Annotated in this window: 13 protein-coding genes and 1 pseudogene; 10 read left to right on the forward strand and 4 right to left on the reverse strand. The window is 65.4% G+C overall.

From position 1 onward, the window contains the following. The first annotated feature begins 49 nt into the window (after positions 1 to 49). On the forward strand, positions 50 to 1,783 hold the full coding sequence (locus tag RHA1_RS36520) for a sigma-54-dependent Fis family transcriptional regulator (protein ID WP_237727049.1): 1,734 nt from the start codon (positions 50 to 52) through the stop codon (positions 1,781 to 1,783). Positions 1,784 to 2,369: 586 nt separating this feature from the next. Here RHA1_RS36520 and RHA1_RS36525 read toward each other — a convergent pair. Further along, entirely contained in the window at positions 2,370 to 3,374 is a 1,005-nt protein-coding gene (locus RHA1_RS36525; protein WP_237723823.1) for a nucleotidyltransferase family protein, read from the reverse strand. Between the two features lie 522 nt (positions 3,375 to 3,896). Here RHA1_RS36525 and RHA1_RS36530 point away from each other — a divergent pair. The 4 genes from RHA1_RS36530 to RHA1_RS36545 all read left to right on the forward strand — a co-directional run bounded on the left by RHA1_RS36530 (position 3,897) and on the right by RHA1_RS36545 (position 10,117). Further along, positions 3,897 to 5,354, forward strand: a complete 1,458-nt coding sequence (locus RHA1_RS36530) for a class I adenylate-forming enzyme family protein (protein ID WP_011599125.1) — start codon at positions 3,897 to 3,899, stop codon at positions 5,352 to 5,354. Between the two features lie 146 nt (positions 5,355 to 5,500). Then, complete coding sequence (locus tag RHA1_RS36535) at positions 5,501 to 7,366, forward strand: DUF3556 domain-containing protein (protein WP_011599126.1); 1,866 nt, start codon at positions 5,501 to 5,503, stop codon at positions 7,364 to 7,366. A gap of 4 nt (positions 7,367 to 7,370) precedes the next feature. Then, entirely contained in the window at positions 7,371 to 8,786 is a 1,416-nt protein-coding gene (locus RHA1_RS36540; protein ID WP_011599127.1) for a phytoene desaturase family protein, read from the forward strand. Then, positions 8,783 to 10,117 (forward strand): PucR family transcriptional regulator, encoded by a 1,335-nt coding sequence (locus RHA1_RS36545; protein ID WP_011599128.1) that lies wholly within the window; start codon positions 8,783 to 8,785, stop codon positions 10,115 to 10,117. Before RHA1_RS36540 ends, RHA1_RS36545 begins: the two co-directional genes overlap by 4 nt. Positions 10,118 to 10,268: 151 nt before the next feature. Here RHA1_RS36545 and RHA1_RS46935 read toward each other — a convergent pair. Continuing rightward, a pseudogene (locus RHA1_RS46935) lies at positions 10,269 to 10,968 on the reverse strand (IS1380 family transposase); the annotation flags it as partial. 705 nt (positions 10,969 to 11,673) lie between these two features. Between RHA1_RS46935 and RHA1_RS49755 the strand changes: the two are divergent. Next, positions 11,674 to 11,979, forward strand: a complete 306-nt coding sequence (locus RHA1_RS49755) for a hypothetical protein (RefSeq protein WP_007295561.1) — start codon at positions 11,674 to 11,676, stop codon at positions 11,977 to 11,979. 444 nt (positions 11,980 to 12,423) lie between these two features. On the opposite strand, the gene RHA1_RS52425 is transcribed toward RHA1_RS49755, so the two are convergent. Further along, positions 12,424 to 12,678 carry a hypothetical protein gene (locus tag RHA1_RS52425; protein WP_237720323.1) on the reverse strand — a complete coding sequence of 85 codons (255 nt, stop codon included), beginning with the start codon at positions 12,676 to 12,678 and terminating at the stop codon, positions 12,424 to 12,426. A gap of 37 nt (positions 12,679 to 12,715) precedes the next feature. Between RHA1_RS52425 and RHA1_RS53000 the strand changes: the two genes are divergently transcribed. The 4 genes from RHA1_RS53000 (at position 12,716) to RHA1_RS45375 (ending at position 16,700) form a co-directional block, all read left to right on the forward strand. Next, positions 12,716 to 12,886 (forward strand): excalibur calcium-binding domain-containing protein, encoded by a 171-nt coding sequence (locus RHA1_RS53000; RefSeq protein ID WP_272942787.1) that lies wholly within the window; start codon positions 12,716 to 12,718, stop codon positions 12,884 to 12,886. Positions 12,887 to 13,512: 626 nt separating this feature from the next. After that, positions 13,513 to 14,088: a TerD family protein gene (locus RHA1_RS36570; RefSeq protein WP_007295564.1), complete on the forward strand. Its 576-nt coding sequence runs from the start codon at positions 13,513 to 13,515 to the stop codon at positions 14,086 to 14,088. Positions 14,089 to 14,214: 126 nt separating this feature from the next. Then, a complete protein-coding gene (locus RHA1_RS36575) occupies positions 14,215 to 15,357 on the forward strand; it encodes a DUF475 domain-containing protein (protein WP_041813152.1) in 1,143 nt (380 codons plus the stop codon). 155 nt (positions 15,358 to 15,512) lie between these two features. After that, positions 15,513 to 16,700 carry a TerD family protein gene (locus RHA1_RS45375; RefSeq protein WP_007297000.1) on the forward strand — a complete coding sequence of 396 codons (1,188 nt, stop codon included), beginning with the start codon at positions 15,513 to 15,515 and terminating at the stop codon, positions 16,698 to 16,700. Positions 16,701 to 17,510: 810 nt separating this feature from the next. On the opposite strand, the gene RHA1_RS36585 is transcribed toward RHA1_RS45375, so the two are convergent. Then, entirely contained in the window at positions 17,511 to 18,548 is a 1,038-nt protein-coding gene (locus tag RHA1_RS36585; RefSeq protein ID WP_007296999.1) for an ABC transporter permease, read from the reverse strand.

Below are 18,548 nucleotides of genomic sequence, written 5' to 3' on the forward strand. Positions count from 1 at the left end.
GAGACACCAGGACGGAGATTTGATGGACAGCGACCCTAGGCGGCGGCGAGTGACTACCGATCGTCGCCCCGCTTCATCCCTGTCCGCAACGGACGAGGTCTCCAGCTTCATCGCCCAGTCGTGGCAGCGATCTCGTCAGGCGGGCGTGGTGCCGGACGGTTCGAGCCCTCCTCGTCTCCAGTTCGTCGAAGACCTCGACCTGCGTCGCCGACTGGTGCAATGCGCCTCACCGATCCTCGATCGCCTGCACGACGACCTGTCCGGAATGTCACTCAGCGTCGCGCTGACCGACGAGCATGCCCAAGTCATGCTGCGGCGCGACAATGATCCTGTCCTTGCCGCCAAGCTCGACAGCGTCTATTTCGCGCCCGGGTTCAACTACTCCGAGGAACTCATCGGCACCAATGGCGTCGGCACCGCCCTCGAGACCGGCATGGCCGTCTACGTCGACGGCCGCGAGCACTTTCACGAGGCAATCCACGATTTCACCTGCGCCGGCGCGCCCATTCACAATCCGATCCTCGGACGTGTCGAAGGATTGATCGATATCAGCGGTCTCGCCCGAGAGGCGAACCCGCTGATGCGTCAACTCGCGCTCGGGGCTGCACGGGACGTCGAGTCGGCACTGCGTTCGACAGGATCGGCGAAACAACAGCTCGTGCTGGGAGAGTTCCTCGCAGCCTGTCGACGTCGACAGGTCGCGGTGTACTCACTGAGCTGCGGCGTCTTCATGTCGAACACCATCGGTTCTCGCCTGCTCGATCCGATCGACGAGGCGTTCCTCCGCGAGGAAGCACATTCGCTGCTCGGCCCCTCGCGGATCACCCAGCTCGCCCTTCACCTCCCCTCGGGCGGCACCATCACGGTCAAGCGCAACATCATCGAGGACGGTGCCGAGGTCGCGGGAGTGATCCTCGAAGTTGAACGGCCTCCGCACCCCAGGTCCTCGACCACGCACCACCGCAGCCTTCCTGCGCTGCCCGGATCGACCGGATCCTCACCGCAATGGACCCGGTGCAGCAGGGAGCTGATCTCCCTGGCATCCACCGATGCCAACACGATCCTGCGGGGAGAAGGTGGAAGCGGCAGGCTCACCCTTGCGCGCGGGGCACATCTGTACAAGAACCCCCAAGCACCGATTGCCGTCGTGGACTGTAACCCCACGGAATCCGTCGAGGAACGCCTGAGAAACGCGCTGGATTCCGCCGCCACCACCGTCGTTCTCCGCGATATCGACCTGCTCGACGCACGCCTGGACCAGGCCGTCTCCGATGTGGTGTCCACCGATCAGCGCAGCTATCCGGCACGGTGGATCGTTGCCACCTCTTCCACCGACGGAGATCGGCTCCTGCACTCCGCCCTTGCTCGCAACTTCACCACGACAATCGATGTCCCCGCGTTGCGACACCATCCCGGCGACGTACCGGCAATCATTCGAATGTGCTTGGGGCAGCTCGCACCTCACCGCGACGCCGACATCCCCGACGACGTGTTACGGGTGCTGAAGAAATACCACTGGCCGGGCAACATCACCGAACTCGTGGACACGCTCAAGCACGCTCTGCGCGCCAAGCCGGCGGGGGTGATCACCGCAGTCGACCTGCCACCCGCACTCAGTTCGGCGCCTCGGCGAACGATGACGGCGATGGAGAGCGCCGAACGCGATGCCATCGTGGTGGCGCTCCGCGAATGCGGCGGCAACCGCGTGGCAGCCGCGAAATCACTGGGGATCGCCCGGTCGTCGCTCTATCGAAAGATCGACACCTTCGGCATTCACCTGTGACCTCCTCGGCGCAGGCTCATCGGTCCAGACATCCGATGTCTCGACGCCGGAAGTCGACGATCACGACCGAGGGTGTCGTGAATCTTCATAAACCTGTCCCGCTGGTTCTAGTTTCGCCGCACCGCCGGGCAGAGAGGCCGCACCGCCGGGCAGAGAGTGTGACAGCAGCGCTCAGCAGATCGCAGACCGCGACGGCAGGGCAGTACCGTGGATCACCTGATCCCGGGTGGGCAATGCGGCCCGCGGAATGGAGAAGACGATGACAGCACGAGACGACGAATACCGGCTCCTGAACTGGCGGACCACGAAGCCGCAGGCGAGAGGGTGCAGCGGTGGGAGCAGATGCTGTCCACGACCCACCTGCCGTGGTCGGTGACCGTTCCCGACGACACCTCGCGGCCGTTCGACGCCTACGTTCGGCGCTGCGCTGCCGATGCTTGTACCGAATCCCTATTGTGTAGTGCACGCTCATCGGCGTTGGTTGCAGAGTGACTGGCCAGACCAGAGTCCCGGACTTCACGGCAGGTGCAGGCTCGTCGGGAAACTGCTGCCGTAGACGAATAGCTGTTGAGTGATGCTCAGCTGCCTACCGTGCGGTTTCGCCACCAAAGAACCTATGTGCCGGGACGGCGGTTGCCGTCGATGCTGTCGTGAGGAGCCCCCCGGTTGAGAAGTGGACGTTCCCGTTTTCCCGGGCGGTGTTGGTCCGTGCGCCGAGCGTTTTCAGGGCCTCTTCGACCGGGGCGTTGCCGAAAGCCTTCGCGATCCGCTGGTGGAGCGCGACGACTCTCTTGGTCTCCAGGAGGAATTCGTTGAGATCGCGCTCGACAGTCGCTCGCCAGTCTTCGAACTTCAGGCGTCGAGTCTCGTACTCGTTCCACTTGTCGGCGAAGTTTTCACCGTCACAGGCGGGGTTTTCCACCCAGTACCGCCCGCTGCGCTTTTCGATGTGCTCGGGCATTCGCTGTACTGCGCTCATGGTCGCGTCGACGAGGTCCGTTTCGCCCTCGTATCCCTTGCCGGCGAGGGTCGTGATGAGGCTGGACGGGGGGCGGTCGTCGAGGTCGTTGGCGAAGTAGATGTCTCTGTGTCGCTTGAGGATTTGTACGACGCGGTGGAGTGGGGTGCGTACGCGGTGATTGGGCACCGCGTCGACCGAGCCGTACGAACTGGCCAGTATGGCGCGTTCTTCCTCGAACTGCTTGGCGCACTGGGTGCGGAACCACTCGACGTAGGCCAGCGGGTTGGATTTCTGCCAGTTCCGTAGGTTGCGGTCCGTGAGCTCGATCGCGGTCGCCGATGGGGAATCGGCATCCGGAATGGCGGGAAGCACGTCCATGTGGAAGTTGTCGTAGTGCAGGCACCAGGAGCGTCGGCCTTCGGAGACTTTGCCGGGGCTCTCGCACGCCTGACCGTCATGATCCTTGCGGTAGTCGTCAAGCAGTGCGCCTACCCTGTTTTTGAGTTCCTGCTGCGTGGTAGAGGTCTTTGCGACGTCGAGTTGGGACACGAGGTCCAGGTCGTACTCGTTTCGCTCTCCCACACACCCCAGGCAGCCTCCAGGATCGACCACAACCGGCGCAACGACCACCCCGATAGGGAAGACCGACCCGGCGGCACCCGTCCCGGTCGACAACCGCAGGGAGCTACCGCCCCGACCCCGGGGTCGCAAACGAAAAGACGTGTTTGCAGCACCCCCGGACCCGGCACGGTCCTGACGCACCCAGCCGACGGGACGCCCACCACCTCCACACCCGCCCTTGCAGGCACCCTGCAAACCTGCAAAACGACCCGCAACCTGCAAACGCCCCCCTTCGGACCTAGGAGTTCGTCGTAGATACTGCGGCGCGGGGCCGGCTTTTTCGCGCTGAGTGCGACGAGGTTCGCCGTGGTTGCGACGAACTATGGATGCCGGCGAGCCGCCAGGGCAGTAATGGCTGCTATCGCGACCACAGGTGCACACCGGCGGGGCGGAGGCGTTCGGGGGTCTCGCCTTAATTGTGCACCGTGCACTACTGCTCCTATGAAGTTCGTCATCGCAGCCAATGTATTGCGCAGTAGCCCGCCGTAGTGTTCCAAGTCACATACATCCATCTACTGCACAGGAGTGCACATGGCACCGGCTTACCTCCCTTGGCTGCTGGCTGAGCCGTTCGGGTCTGCACCCGCGATCCGAGACGACCTCCGCGAGTTCTCATTCGAGCAACTCGACGCGAGGGTGGCCGCCGTTGCCGCCCAGTTCGCCGGACGAGATGTGGGTCGTGGCGACGTTGTGGCCGTGATGCTGCCCAACCGCAGCGAGCTTGTCGTCGCCATCTTTGCCGCCTGGCGCCTTGGCGCCGCCGTGACTCCGGTCAACCCAAATTTCACCGAACAGGAGGCCACCCATCAGATCGCCGATGCCGGCGCCACGCTGGTCGTGAACGCCGGTCCCGGCGCCCCCACCGGCGGCAAGCCAACAATCGCCGTGGACGACCTCGCCGAACATTCCACCGGGGAGGTGCCTGCACCGGTCGTACTCGCAGACAGCGACATGGCCCTGGTGATCTACACGAGCGGCTCCACCGGCCGACCCAAGGGCGTCATGATCACACATGGCAACGCCGACGCCATGACGGCTTCGATCGTCGAGGTGATGGCGCTCACCACCAGTGACCACTGCCTTCTCATCCTCCCGCTGTTCCACGCAAATGCGCTCATGGTGAGCCTCCTCGCGTCCCTGCGCGTGGGCGCCCAACTGACCGTGGTGGGCAAGTTTTCTCCAGACACCTTCTTCCACGCCGTCGAGAAGCACCGCCCCTCCTACTTCTCGGGCGTCCCCACCATCTTCGCGCTCCTGGTGACCAAGGCCGCCGAACGCGACACCGACCTGTCCTCGCTGCGCTTCGCCATCTGCGGCGCCGCCCCCGCCACCCGCGAACTGCTCCAGGCCTCCGAGGAGATGCTCGGAGCCCCGCTGCTGGAGGGCTACGGCCTCACCGAAGCCACCTGCGCGTCCGCCATCAACCCCCTCGTCGGCCTCCGCAAGATCGGCACGGTCGGCCCATCCCTTCCCGGTCAAAGCATCCGGGTGGTCGACGACGAGCTGCGCGACGTGCCCACCGGCGAGACCGGCGAGGTGCTGATCACCGGACCCGTCGTGATGGCCGGCTACCTCGGGAACCCCGAGGCTACCGAGAAGACCATCGTCGACGGCTGGGTCCGCACCGGCGACGTGGGCGTGCTCGACTCCGACGGCTACCTGACCCTGGTGGACCGCATCAAGGACATGATCATCCGCGGGGGAGAGAACCTCTACCCCAAGGAGATCGAGAACGCGATCGGCAGTCTGCCCGGTGTGCTCGAAGTGGCCGTGATCGGCAGACCTGACGACGTGATGGGAGAAGTGCCTGTCGCGTTTGTGGTCCCGTACCCGGACGCCTCACTGACTCCCGAGACCGTGATCGAGCACTGTCGCAACCTGCTCACACGGGTCAAGGTGCCCGTCGCCGTGGACATCGTGACCGAACTCCCCAAGAACCCCGTGGGGAAGATCGACAAGCCCGGACTGCGCAAGGCGCTCGTCGGCTGACCTCGCGCGAGGGCGAGGCCACTCCGTCGTCGTACGACCTCCCCGTGTCCCTTCCGTCCCTTCTTTTCTCATATCGACAGTCGACGATCGTCGATTTTCGTTTCTTCGTGCCCAAACGCACCACTCAACTCGCCCCAGGAGGAGTCATGGGTTTTCGCCAAGCCGACGTTCCCGACGTGGACCCGGCAGAATTCGAAAAGATACCGACCATGGAGCGGATGAAGCTGCTCTGCCTGCACTGGGTGGACTATGGCTTCGGCGCCCCCAAGATCATGCACTCGTTGTACCTGGTCAAGGGCCTGTTCTTCATCATCGCCGGCTGGCTTCTCATCGGCCTCACCACTCCCGGCTTGCCGCTGCTCGACCTGGGCGCCTGGTGGGGCGAGATGATCGTCCTACAGAAGTCCATGCTGTGGGTGGTGCTCTGGTCTGCCACCGGCTTCAACGAATCGTGGGGCCCGCTGGCGTTCAAGTTCACACCCAACACTGCCGGGTACCGCTACTGGATCCGCACCGGTACCCTGCGGCTCCCGCCCTGGCCCGGCAAGATCCCGCTGACCGGCGGTGACGAGCGCAAGGCCATCGACGTGTGGCTGTACCTCGGGATGCTCGCCTCCCTCGTCGCGGGCCTGGTGTTGCCCGGCCAGCAGACCGCCGCCGCCTACAGTGAGCCCGGCCTCCTGCCGATGTGGCCCTTCATCGCCTTTATCGCCTTTCAGCTGGTCATGGGACTGCGGGACAAGGTCGCCTTCCTGGCCTCCCGCCCCGAGCAGTACTCCGTGATGCTGCTCGCCTTTGGTGTCCTGACCAACTACGCCGCCGGGCACGTGGACATGATCGTGGTAGCCAAGATCGCGATCTTCGCCGTCTGGTGGGGCGCGTTCCTGTCCAAGATCGGGCATCACTTCACGCCCACCGTGCAGACTATGCTCACCAATTCGCCGATCAACAAGTCCAAGACCCTGCGACGCGCGCTCTACCGCAACGTGCCCGAGGACCTGCTGCCCTCCCGTCTCGCCTGGTTCTGCGCACACGTCCTCGGCACGGTCGTCGAGTTCCTGGTGCCGATAGTCCTGCTCTTCACCACCAACTGGGTGGTGGCAGTGCTCGCCGCAGCGTTCATGACGTGCTTCCACGCCTTCATCTACTCGATGTTCGCCGTGGCCATGCCGCAGGAATGGAACCTCTACTTCGGCTTCCTCTCCCCGTTCGTGTTCCTCGGCTTCTTCGCCGGCGACGGCTACGCCGTGTGGGACGCGAGCAATCCCTGGATCGTGGTGGCGGCCGCGGTCTTGACCCTCACCCTGCCGATCGTAGGCAACTTCCGACCCGACCTGATCTCGTTCCTGCTGTCCATGCGTCAGTACGCCGGCAACTGGTCGTCCGCCACCATGGCGTTCCGGAACAACGGCTGCGAGGCCAAGCTGGACAGCCCCGACTTCATCACCGAGATCACCTCGCACAAGCACCAGCTGTCCAGCCTGTTCGGGCCTGAAGCCGCCGAGATCTTCCTCCAGAAGACCGCCGCCTTCCGGCTCTTGAATTCTCAAGGACGGGGCCATATGTCGCTGATGATGGATCACCTCGACGACCTGGACAATTACCGGTTTCGCGAGGGCGAGATGATGTGCACGTTCTTCGTGGGCTGGCAGTTCGGCGACGGGCACCTGTTCAACCCCTTCACCATCGCCGCCATCCAGAAGCGGTGCCACTTCGAGCCCGGCGAGTTCATCACCGTCTGGACCGAGTCGCAGCCACTGCACAAGAAAACCCTCGAGTACAAGGTGATCGACGCGGCGCTCGGTGTGGTCGAGACCGGCTACTACGTGGTGAAGGACGCGCTCGCAGAGCAGCCGTGGCTGCCCAACGGGCCGATCAACTACACCGTCACCTGGCGCGATCCCGACTATGTTCCCGCAGGGGCCAGTCCCGACTATGTTCCCGCAGGGGCCAGTCCCGACTATGTTCCCGCAGGGGCCAGTAGGGATCCCATACCAGAGGTGGCAGGCTGAACTGATGACCACCGCCGTCGTCGTCGGTAGCGGGCCCAACGGCCTAGCCGCCGCCCTGACACTCGCCGCCGAGGGAGTGGACGTGACCGTTCTGGAAGCGTCCGACTCCCCCGGCGGCGGCACCCGGTCCGGCGAGGTGACGTTGCCCGGACTCCTCCACGACCACTGCTCCGGCTTCCACCCGCTCGCGTTGGATACCGGATTCAGCCGACAGTTCGACCTCGCCGCGCACGGTCTCGAGTGGCTGTGGCCCGAGGTCCAGTACGCGCACCCGCTCCACGGCGGGCGGGGGGCCGCGGTGGTGCGGTCCGTCGAAGAGACCGCCGCGGGGCTCGGCGGTGACGGTTCCTCGTACCGCCGGATGTTCGGCCCCCTCTCCGCGCATTTCCACGACATCGTGGGCGAATTCCTCCAACCGATGGTGCACGTGCCCCGCCACCCCTTCGCCCTGGGCTGGTTCGGTGTGCATGCAGCGTTGCCGGCCACCGTGCTCGCGCGGCGCTGGCGGACCGATGGGGCGCGGGCCCTGTTCGGCGGGGTGGCAGCGCACGCGTTTCGGCCGTTCGGTTCGGTGATGTCGTCGGCGATCGGCGTGGCGCTGGGGACCGCGGCGCACCGCTACGGTTGGCCGGTCGCGCGCGGGGGCTCGGCTGCGATCTCGCGGGCGATGGTCTCGGCGCTCGAGTCGTACGGCGGACGGGTGGAGACCGGAGCCCTGGTGCGCGACCACCGCGAGCTGGGCCGGCCCGACATCCTCATGCTCAACACCGCGCCCGCCGCAGCTGCATCGGTGTTGGGCTCTGCGCAGCCCCCGCGGATCGCCCGCGCCTACAGCCGGTTCCGGCACGGGCCCGGCGCGTTCCAGGTGTCGTATGCCGTCGAGGGCGGCATCCCATGGGAGTACGAACCCTCCCGGCGTGCGGGGACCGTGCACGTGGGCGGGAACTTCGAAGAGATCGCCGCCGCCGAACGCGACGTGGTGCGCGGCGTGATGCCCGATCGGCCATTCGTGTTGGTGGGGCAGCAGTCCGTCGCGGACACTGGGCGTGCATCGGACGGGGTGCATCCCGTCGACGTCTACGCCCACGTGCCGTCGGGTTGGAGCGGCGACGCCACCGAGATCATCACCGCGCAGATCGAGCGGTACGCTCCGGGCTTCCGAGCGCGGATCCTGTCGACGCGTTCGCGGTCGGTGGCGCAGATCGAGCAAGCCAATCCCAACTACGTGGGCGGCGACATTATCACCGGTGCGAATACGGCCCGGCAGTTGGTGTTCCGTCCGCGCGTGACTCTGCAGCCGTATGCCACCGGCGTCCCCGGCGCCTACCTCTGCTCGGCCGCCGCCCCACCCGGAGCAGGCGCGCACGGCATGGCCGGCTGGAACGCCGCCCGCGCCGCGCTGGCAGACCTGGCGCGATGACTGAGTCTTGGAGCCTTCCAGGCAAGCTCAGCGTGGATCCGCAGAATCTCGAGCGGCTCCGTGAACTCACCAGGAAGATCGGGGAGCGCCTCCAGCGAGAGACCGATGCGATCAGTCACGGGATGACCGCCGAGATCGCGGCTGCGGTCGGTGAGCTCGACGACCGGGCGATGCGTGACGCTCTCCACTCCAGCGTCACGGACAATGTCGAGGTCATGATCGATCAGCTTGCGCACTCCAAAGAGGTGTCCGACCTGCCTTCGTTGCCGCATGCGCACCGGTACGCCGAGGAGCTCGCGCGGCAGGACGTTCCCGAGTCTTCATTGCGTCGTGCCTATCACGTGGGATCCCACTACTTGCTGGCTCGCATCTTCGACCAGGTGCAGGAGATTGACTGTCCGCCTCACGAGCAGCCGCCGCTCTACCGTCACCTGGCGGGCTGGCTGTACCAATACATCGACGCGATCACGCGCCAGGTGATTGCCACATATCAGGAGGAGCAGCGGTCCTCCCACGAGCGGGCTGCGCGCACCACTTTCACCTGGGTCAATCGTGTCCTCGAGGCCGAGGACGTGTCCCCTAGAGAGTTCTCCGCTGCCACCAAATACCGGCTCGACCAGGTACACGTGGCATGCCGAGTGTGGGTCGACGATCGCGCCGACCAGCCCGCGCATACCCCCGCGCTCGCCCCTCTCATCGACCAGGTCCGCGCGATGCTTGGAGGTCGCGACGATCCACTCGTGGTAGTGACCGGTCGGCGCGAGGCGGACGTGTGGTTTGGTGGCGTGCACCGCGTCGACACCCGTGCTTTTGACTCGGTGGTAGCTTCTGCAGGTGGGTCCCGCCTCGCATTCGGTTCACCTGGGTTCGGACCGGCCGGATTCCGCGCAAGCCGGTCCCAGGCGCACCAGGCGTCGCGGATCGCGCACGTCGCAAGTGACCCGACCGCGCGCGTGACCTCCTATGCGGACGAGGGGATCCCGGTGATCTCCCGACTCATCGACGACCTCCCCGCCACCCGCGCCTGGGTTCACGATGTGCTGGGGGAGTTGGCGGTCGACTCCGACGCCGCCGCTCGTCAGCGTGACACCGTACGCGTGTTCCTCGAGTCCGCGTTCAGCTACTCAGCGACGGCGTCGCAGCTCATGCTCCACCGCAACTCGATCCGCTACCGGCTGGAGAAAGCCTCGCTGCAACTGGGCCGCGGCGTCGCCGACAAGCCACTCGACACGCAACTCGCGCTGGCCCTGTGCCGCGTCCTCGGCTCAGTCGTACTCGTGCCCGAGAGCGGGCCCGGGACAGCCGGCGCATCATCTCCCGCGCGGGAATGAGAGCCACCGGCTATAGCGTTTCGGGTTGGGTGTTTCGGGCGTGGATTCGGTGCTCGGCAACGCGTGGTCGCCCGACGCGGTCGGGTGGTCGTCGGGGTCCAGGGCCGCGAAGGTTGATTTCCTTTCGTCTCGATCGTCGGATTGGTGCTGGTCAGTGGGGGTCGGGGATTGCGTTGAGACGGGCCAATGCGGATCAGCAAGTCGATCCAGGGTGCGTGGGCGGACAGCCGCAGGTGCACTTTTCGTGCGTGGCGGGCGATGCGGCCGGCGGTCGCGAACAGGCGTAGTCGTAGCCGTTTTGGCTCCCACCGACTGGCTTGGTCGTCGGTGAGCGCGAGCATCTGCATCCATGCAGTGACCTCGACGGCGAGGGCGACGAGGGCGAGCCAGATCCGATTCTGATCGAAACCGTGCAGCGGAAGGTTCTCGAGGCCGGTGTCTTTCAGGATGCGGATCCGGTCTTCGCAGCGTGCCCGGCGCCGGTGCCGCAGTTCCAGATCGGGCAATTGTCCACCTTCGGTGTTGGTGACGAACGCGGTCAACCGCAGCCCGTCACGGTCGGTGAAGCGCAGTTGTGCACCGGGGTGTGGGCGTTCTTTGCGGACCGTGACTCGCATCCCGTCGGGCCAGCCCGGCAGCTCGAGCAGACTGGTTACCTCCGTCACCCAGGCGCCGTCGCGGGGTTGCCCGTCGGCGTTGTAGGCGGGGATCCAAGCGTGTTCGGAAAGGGCGTCGATGGCGGTGACGATGGTGTCGGTGAGACCGAATCCGATCGAGTACGACAACTTCTGTGTGGTCAGGTAGTCGATGAGGGCATGGGTGCCGCCGGCCGCGTCGGTTCGGATCAGTACCATTCAGGTGAATGGCAGGCGGGCGCATACGAAGTCGTGCACGTGTAGACATCGATGGGACTGGGTCGACGCGCCTTCTGGTGCGTCGCAGTTCGACGTCCGGTGTGGCGGGGGGAGGCGATCATCCACGTCCACTGAACCGTCTAAGCTGCATCGGATCTCGGTGACGGCACCGGCAGTAATAGAGGAGTTCGTGGTGGCCACAAGGCGGAAGTTCGGTTGGGGGCTCGGGGCGGTTGCGGTGTTGGCACTGTTCGGCAGCTGCATCGACGAGGACTCCCGATCGGAGCGATCCGTCACTCAGGCCGCTACACCTTCGGCTCGCACGGCTACCGCCGCGCACGTTCCGGTGCCGCAGCGGCCTGAGTGGCGGGGATCGGTTCTCGAGTACGACGTGGCCGCAGGGTCCGGACCTGGTCTATTCATCGACGTGGACGGACAACGAACCCGTGTCGATCTCAGTCATGTCGGTGCGGTGAGTTGCGGCGGGTATGCATCGCTGGAGTCGAATCGTGCTGCGGTGTTGGGTCGGTTGGCGGAACTCGCGCCGATCGGCACCGGGGTGCGGGTTGTTCGTGCCACCTCGTCCGCTGGGGAAGCCTGACTCCCGGTGGGTACGTGTATCTGAGCGCGCCTGCGGACGGCACGTCGGAGATATCCACCACGACCACACCCGCCCCGACGACCACGCCCACAACGACGCGTGTGTCGTCCACGACATCCACCTCCTCCACCACCTCAACGACCGCCCCCGCGGCGGCTCAGTCCTCAACCGACTCCGATGTGCTCCTCAACGAGATACTGCTCGCCGAGGGGTTCGGCACACTCGACATGCCGGACATCAACCTTTCCGCTCTTGCCCCGATCCCCCTCGACCAGCAGCTCGCATCGGCCGAGAAATCCAACGCGGCGGCCACGAACGCTGCGCGCTGGACCAGAATGTTGACGGCATATCGGGCATGCGTGGGACACCCGCTCGGGGCTGCAAGCAGTGTGCCGCAACGACGATGACACAGCGATCGTGAAAGCGGATCAGAAGGCGGAACTACCGGTTGCGTGCCGGACCCGATGGCCGGCTCTACACCAGCGATGACGATCACTCGATGTACAAGTTCGACGAGAACGGGAACATTTACGTCGAGGCGCCCGCCTACACCAGCAGTGGCGGTGGCGGTGGCGGTGGCGGTGGTGGTGGTGGTGGCTTTTGCCGCCGTAGCCGTTGGTGCTGAGACCGCGCAGGGCGCGGGAGCGACGCGAACCGTTGCGGTGTCCCGACGAAGCCGCTGCGGTCATCGCGATCGGGCCCTCCGAGAGATCAGCCCGCCACCCTGGCGCACTCACCGTGACCGCACCGACACGACGGGACGGCGGCGGCTCGGCGACGCACGCCGTGAGAGCCCTCTCCCATCGGCGATGTATACCGGCTGACCGATACACATGATCCGGTTTGTCTGATTACATGCCCTGGGTGAAGAAGACGACCTTTGCGATCACCCTGATCGTCGGCGCTGTGCTCGTGACCGGATGCGGAAGCAGCAAGACCGAGTCCAGCACCACACCGACCACGACAGCGTCCGTTGCCCGAGTCGTCGACGCATCGAGTGCCAGACCGGCCACCACCTCACGACCGGCACCGACGACGACCACGGTTGCCGCTCCGGTCAGCACCTCACCGGCTGCCGTGCAGCCGGTCGCCCCGGTAGTTCCCACCACCACTATTGCCGTGGCGCCACCACCGGCGCCGGTCGTGATTCCGACGAGCCCGCCCGCGGCCCTCCCGCCCGTACCGAAATCGACGGTCAGCTACGGATCTTGCGATGAAGTGCGAGCCGCCGGCGCCGCCCCGATCTACAAGGGTGAGCCCGGATATTCGACGAAGCTCGACCGCGACAAGGACGGAATCGCCTGCGACAAGTGACACGTCGCGGAGCTTCCCTGAAACGTCGCCCGCGCTCGGCGCACTCGGCGGCACCCCGTGAGGACCGGACGCACACAGGACCGCAGTGTCAGGCTTGCATGCGCCAGCTGAGCTGATCCGCACCACCTCCGGTAATCCCACAGTCGGGCCGTCACGCCCCTGAGTGCCGTCGACCGGCCACCCGCGGATAAGTGCCGCTGATGTGGACGCCATCGCCGTCCATCACTGTTTCGGTCTTCGTGGGTGCCACCGTCGCCGTTCCGCTGCTCGGCGATATCTCAGGGTCCAGTTCACCCCAGACGAAACGGGGCACGCACGTGCCTCGGTGTGCAGATTGCCCGCCGACCGTGGATGCCCGCTGCGTGTCCGGCCGAGTCATTTACTGGGTATACAGACAGCGCGCACACCCTTCTGGTAGCACCAGAACCGACTCCAGTCGAGGTGCCGGGATCGCTCACTACTCAAGGCAGACAACCGTTCACGCGCCGCGCGAACCGGTTTGCACCGAAATCGCGCGTCCTCTCGCATGACCGAATCCCCACGATCTATGGTGAGCGTGCTCGAACATCTGCGGGGGTGGCACACATCTGTATGCATGCCCCTATCCCCTGTGTGAAAGGACCCCCATGGGCGTCACCCTTGCCAAAGGCGGCAACGTATCCCTCGACAAGCAGGCCCCGAACCTGACCGCGGTCGCGGTCGGATTGGGCTGGGACGCGCGATCGACCACCGGCCACGAATTCGACCTCGACGCCAGCGCTCTGGCAACGGGCGAGAACAAGAAGGTCCTGTCGGATCAGCACTTCGTGTTCTACAACAACCTGCGCTCCCCGGACGGGTCGATCCAGCACGAAGGGGACAACCTCACCGGCGAGGGCGACGGTGACGACGAGGTGATCAACGTCGACCTCAAGGCCGTGCCGCCGAACGTCACCAACATCTTCTTCCCCGTCTCCATCCATGAGGCAGAACTGCGTGGTCAGAACTTCGGGCAGGTCACCAACGCGTTCATCCGCGTCGTCGATCGCAGTACCGGCAACGAACTGGTCCGCTACGACCTGTCCGAGGACGCATCCAGCGAGACCGCGATGACCTTCGGTGAGCTCTACCGGCACAACGGGGAGTGGAAGTTCCGTGCCATCGGCCAGGGCTACGCGTCCGGGCTGTCCGGTATCGCCCGCGACTACGGCGTCAACATCTGACCCACCTCAGTGGGTCGGGGAGGGCCCGCACCACGCGTCCGCGCCCTCCCCCTGGCGTTCGGCCCGCTGGTGTTCACACCATTGCAGTAGCCACCCTGCATGCCCACTAGAGAAAGGCCACGCTTCGTGGTTCTGCGAATATTCGGTCTCTCCTTCGCTGTGACGGTGATCTCCCTCATCATCGCCGCGATCTACGGAGGCCCCCAGGCCGTCCTGCTCGTGGTGATCCTCTCGATCCTCGAGATCTCGCTGTCCTTCGACAACGCCGTCATCAACGCCACCGTCCTGCGCCGCATGAGCGAGTTCTGGCAGAAGATCTTCCTCACCGTCGGCATCGTCATCGCGGTGTTCGGCATGCGCCTGGTCTTCCCCCTCGTCATCGTCTGGCTGGCCTCCGGCCTCGGCCCCGTCGCCGCCCTCGACCTGGCACTCAACCCGCCCGCCGACGGTGCCGCGTACTTCCCCGACGGCAGCGCCAGCTACGAAACCCTGCTCACCGACGCCCACCCGCAGATCGCGGCGTTCGGCGGCATGTTCCTGCTGATGCTGTTCCTCGGCTTCATCCTCGAAGAGCGCGAGATCACCTGGCTGTCCTGGCTGGAGAAGCCCCTCGCCCGCGCAGGCAAGCTCGACCAGCTCGCCGTCATCATCGCCGGCGCCCTGCTGCTGATCACCGCTGCGTACATCGCCCCCGAGGACACCGTCTCCACGGTGATGATCGCCGGCGTCCTCGGCATGGTCACCTACATCGCCGTCAACGGTCTCGGTGAGCTGTTCAACACTCCCGAGGGAGACGAAGACGGCGAACTGGTCGAAGGGTCCAAGGGCGGACCGACCGAGCTGGCCAAGGCCACCGGTAAAGCCGGGTTCTTCCTGTTCCTCTACCTCGAGGTCCTCGACGCGTCGTTCTCCTTCGACGGTGTCATCGGCGCCTTCGCGATCACGTCCGACCCGATCATCATCGCCCTCGGCCTCGGCTTCGTCGGCGCGATGTTCGTCCGTTCCATCACCGTGTTCCTGGTCCGCAAGGGAACCCTGTCGGACTACGTGTACCTCGAGCACGGCGCCCACTGGGCCATCGGCGCACTGGCCGTGATCCTGCTGGTGTCCATCGGCTACCACGTCAACGAGAACGTCACCGGCCTCGTCGGTGTCGCCCTCATCGGCGCCGCGTTCATCTCCAGCATCATCCGCAACCGCCGCACCCTCGAACCGATCGAGGCGACCGGTGAGCGGGACGACGAACCGGAGAAGGCCAGCGTCGGCTGACGCGCCTCACCCGCGACCGGATCCGACCGATCTCAACGGTGCACCCTGCCGCGCCACGCCGCGGCAGGGTGCACCCCCGGAACACGAGCGCCCCCGGTGCCGGCCAAGCCTGGCGAGCAGCACCTTTCATCCGACGCAACACGCAGGAGAGACCCATGACGTCGCTTGTCCGCGGCCAGAACACCCCACTGACCTCACCGCAGCTGACCGTCACCGTGTCCGGTGTCACCCCCGGGTCGGTCGACCTCATGGTCTTCCAGGTCACCACCACCGGGAACGTACGCAGCGACAGCGATTTCGTCTTCTTCAACCAACCCGCCTCCCCCGAGGGAGCGGTCCGGCTCACCGGCCCCAGCACCGTCGACGTCGACGTCACCAAAGTGCCCCACAGCATCGACAGGCTGCGTCTGGCGGTGAGCATGGACGACTCCGCTCCCGGCAGCCTCGCCGCCATCCCCGGTCTCGGCGTCACACTGGGTTCGGTCTCAGCCCCAGCCCTCGGCCTGACCACTGAACGGGCCGCCGTCCTCGCCGAGATCTACCGGCGCGGTGAGCAATGGAAGATCCGGAACGTCTCCGCCGGCTGGGATACCGGCCTCAAGGCCCTCGTCACCGAACACGGTGTCGTCGTCGACGACGCCCCCAGCCACCCGCCGGCCCCCACATACCCGTCCACTCCCCCAGCCCAGCCGCCCGCGCCCGTCATTGCGCCCCCGGCGCCCACCCCCACGCCGGCGCCGCAACCGCGGGTCCAGCGCAGCAAGATCACCCTCACCAAGGCCAGCCCCACCGTGTCCCTCGCCAAGGGCGGCGACACCGGAACGATGCGGGTCAACCTCAACTGGACCCGCGGCCGGCGGGGCCTCTTCGGCGGCAATGGCGCGATCGACCTCGACCTCGCATGCCTGTACCAACTCAACGACGGATCCAAGGGTGTCGTGCAAGCACTCGGCAACGCGTTCGGCGACCTGCACTACCCGCCCTACATCGCCCTCGACGGCGACGACAGATCCGGAACCAACGCCGGCGGCGAAAACCTCCACATCAACCTCGCCCACCTCGCCGACTTCAAACGCATCCTCATCTTCGCCTACATCTACGACGGCACCCCGAACTGGTCCGCCGCCGACGGCATCGTCACCCTGTACCCACCCCACGGCCCCGAAGTGGAAGTACGCCTCGACTCCCCCGACAACCGCGCCCGATCCTGCGCCATCGCCCTCCTGAAAAACGAACGCAACGAACTGACCGTCACCCGAGAAGTCCGGTACATCAACGGAACCCAATCCGACATCTCCAAGGCCTACCGCTGGGGCCTGAAATGGACCGCCGGGCGGAAATGACCGCACCCGTGGGGACCGATCGAGAGGTGATCGCCGCCGGACGGATACCCACACCACGGAAACCGCACCGCGCTGTCAGCACGAGTGACGGGCAGGATGGCCGACTTGGCGAAGCTGGTCGACGTCGCCTGACCGAGAGAAGGACCCATCGCACAGCGACATACCATTCGGCAGATGCTGCCCGAGTGCTGGATCCGCCCGTTGGAATGGTGGGGGCGTTGGATTGGCGGAGACCCACAGATGCGGCAGGCTGCGGGTCCCCGCCCGCGCCGGACGTCTCGGGGAGGACACCCGAGTGAGACGTCCAGCGAGTCTGGGGCAGGATCAATCGGTCTTTCAGGTCGTCGCTCTCGGAATGTCAGAGTTCCACCGGCGAGCAGCCACACAATGGTGTCGAGATCGAGCAGTTGCGACGTCACGGCGCTTGTGACGGCGACTCCTCGCTGGGGTTCGCGCGAACCGAGTCTCGGAGCAACTGCAGTGACCGCTGGTGTGCTCGTGCGGCTTGGGCGCTGTCTCGGGCTCCGTCTGGTCCTGCTCGCAACGAGTCGTGTTCGTATTGGCGTGATTGCGCTTCGTACCATGCGGCCATGGTCTCGGCGCTCGCGCCCGGAGCGGGTCGGGTTATGGACAGTGCAGTCAACTCGATCAGGGTATTCGAGTCCATTGACAATCACCTTGTCATGAAATGTTCGCTAATGATGCCAGGTAGTACTCACGCCTGTCGGTGAGCGGGACCGGCGATGTCAGTTGGTCTTTTTCAGACGAAAGCCTGCGGATCGCGGCCTTCAGGAGTACTGAGGATGTGGTTCACTTCTTCTTCGCGAGGGCGACCGCAATGATAATGATGATGCCTTGGATGATGATCTGCTGGCTCACGTCCAGCCCGGCGAGGATCAGCCCATTGTTGATGAGGCCGATGAAGACTGCTCCGATCGCCGATCCGATGACTCTGCCGTAGCCGCCGAAGAGGCTGGTCCCGCCCAGAACAACGGCGGCGATAACGGAGAGCTCGTCCCCGGTGCCCCATTGATACCGGCCCGACTGAAGGCGGCCCGCGTAGAGCATTCCGGCGATGCTGGCGACGATGGCGGAGATCAACAGCACGTAGAAGGTGATCCTTTTGGTGCGGACGCCGGTGAAGCGTGCTGCGGTCTCGTTTCCTCCGGCGGCCAGTACCTGCCGTCCGAATGCTGTCTTGTTCATCACCACGACACCGATGAGGACGAAGAGTCCTGCCCAGAGCAGGAGGGAGGGAACGGGTCCGAAGTCTCCGGACCCGAACAGATTGGTGAAGGCCTTGTTCAGGATGGGCACCGGCTGGAAGTTGGAGATCCATTGCGCAACTCCGGCTGCGATGCCCAGCATTGCGAGGGTCACCAGGAAGGACGGCAAGCCCAGGATTGCGACGAGGCCCCCGTTGATGGTGCCGACCACTACGCCGGTGCCGAGTCCTGCCAGCACTCCGACCAGGACGCTGCCGGTCGACGAGATGGTCATGGCAGTGACGACACTGGACAGTCCGGCAACGGATCCGATCGAGAGATCGATCTGGGCGGCGGCGATCACGAAGGTTCCGGCTACCGCCATGACGGCGATGATGGCGGTTTGTCTGACGATGTTGAGCAAGTTGCTGGTCAGCAGAAAGCCGTCATCGCGTAGGAAGACTGTGAACAGTAGGAAGATGACGACGAAGCCGATGTAGATTGCGAAGTCGCGCCACTCGAGTTTGCCGAATCGTGCTGCGATGCTCGGTCGGCCGGGGTCAGGAAGCGCTGCGATGCCTGAGGTGGAGGTCGGCTCCTCCGCCCCGGCCGTGGCGTTCGAGGTGGTGGCTTTGGTGGGCAT

The organism is Rhodococcus jostii RHA1, from assembly GCF_000014565.1.
GTDB classification, from domain to species: Bacteria; Actinomycetota; Actinomycetes; order Mycobacteriales; family Mycobacteriaceae; genus Rhodococcus_F; species Rhodococcus_F jostii_A.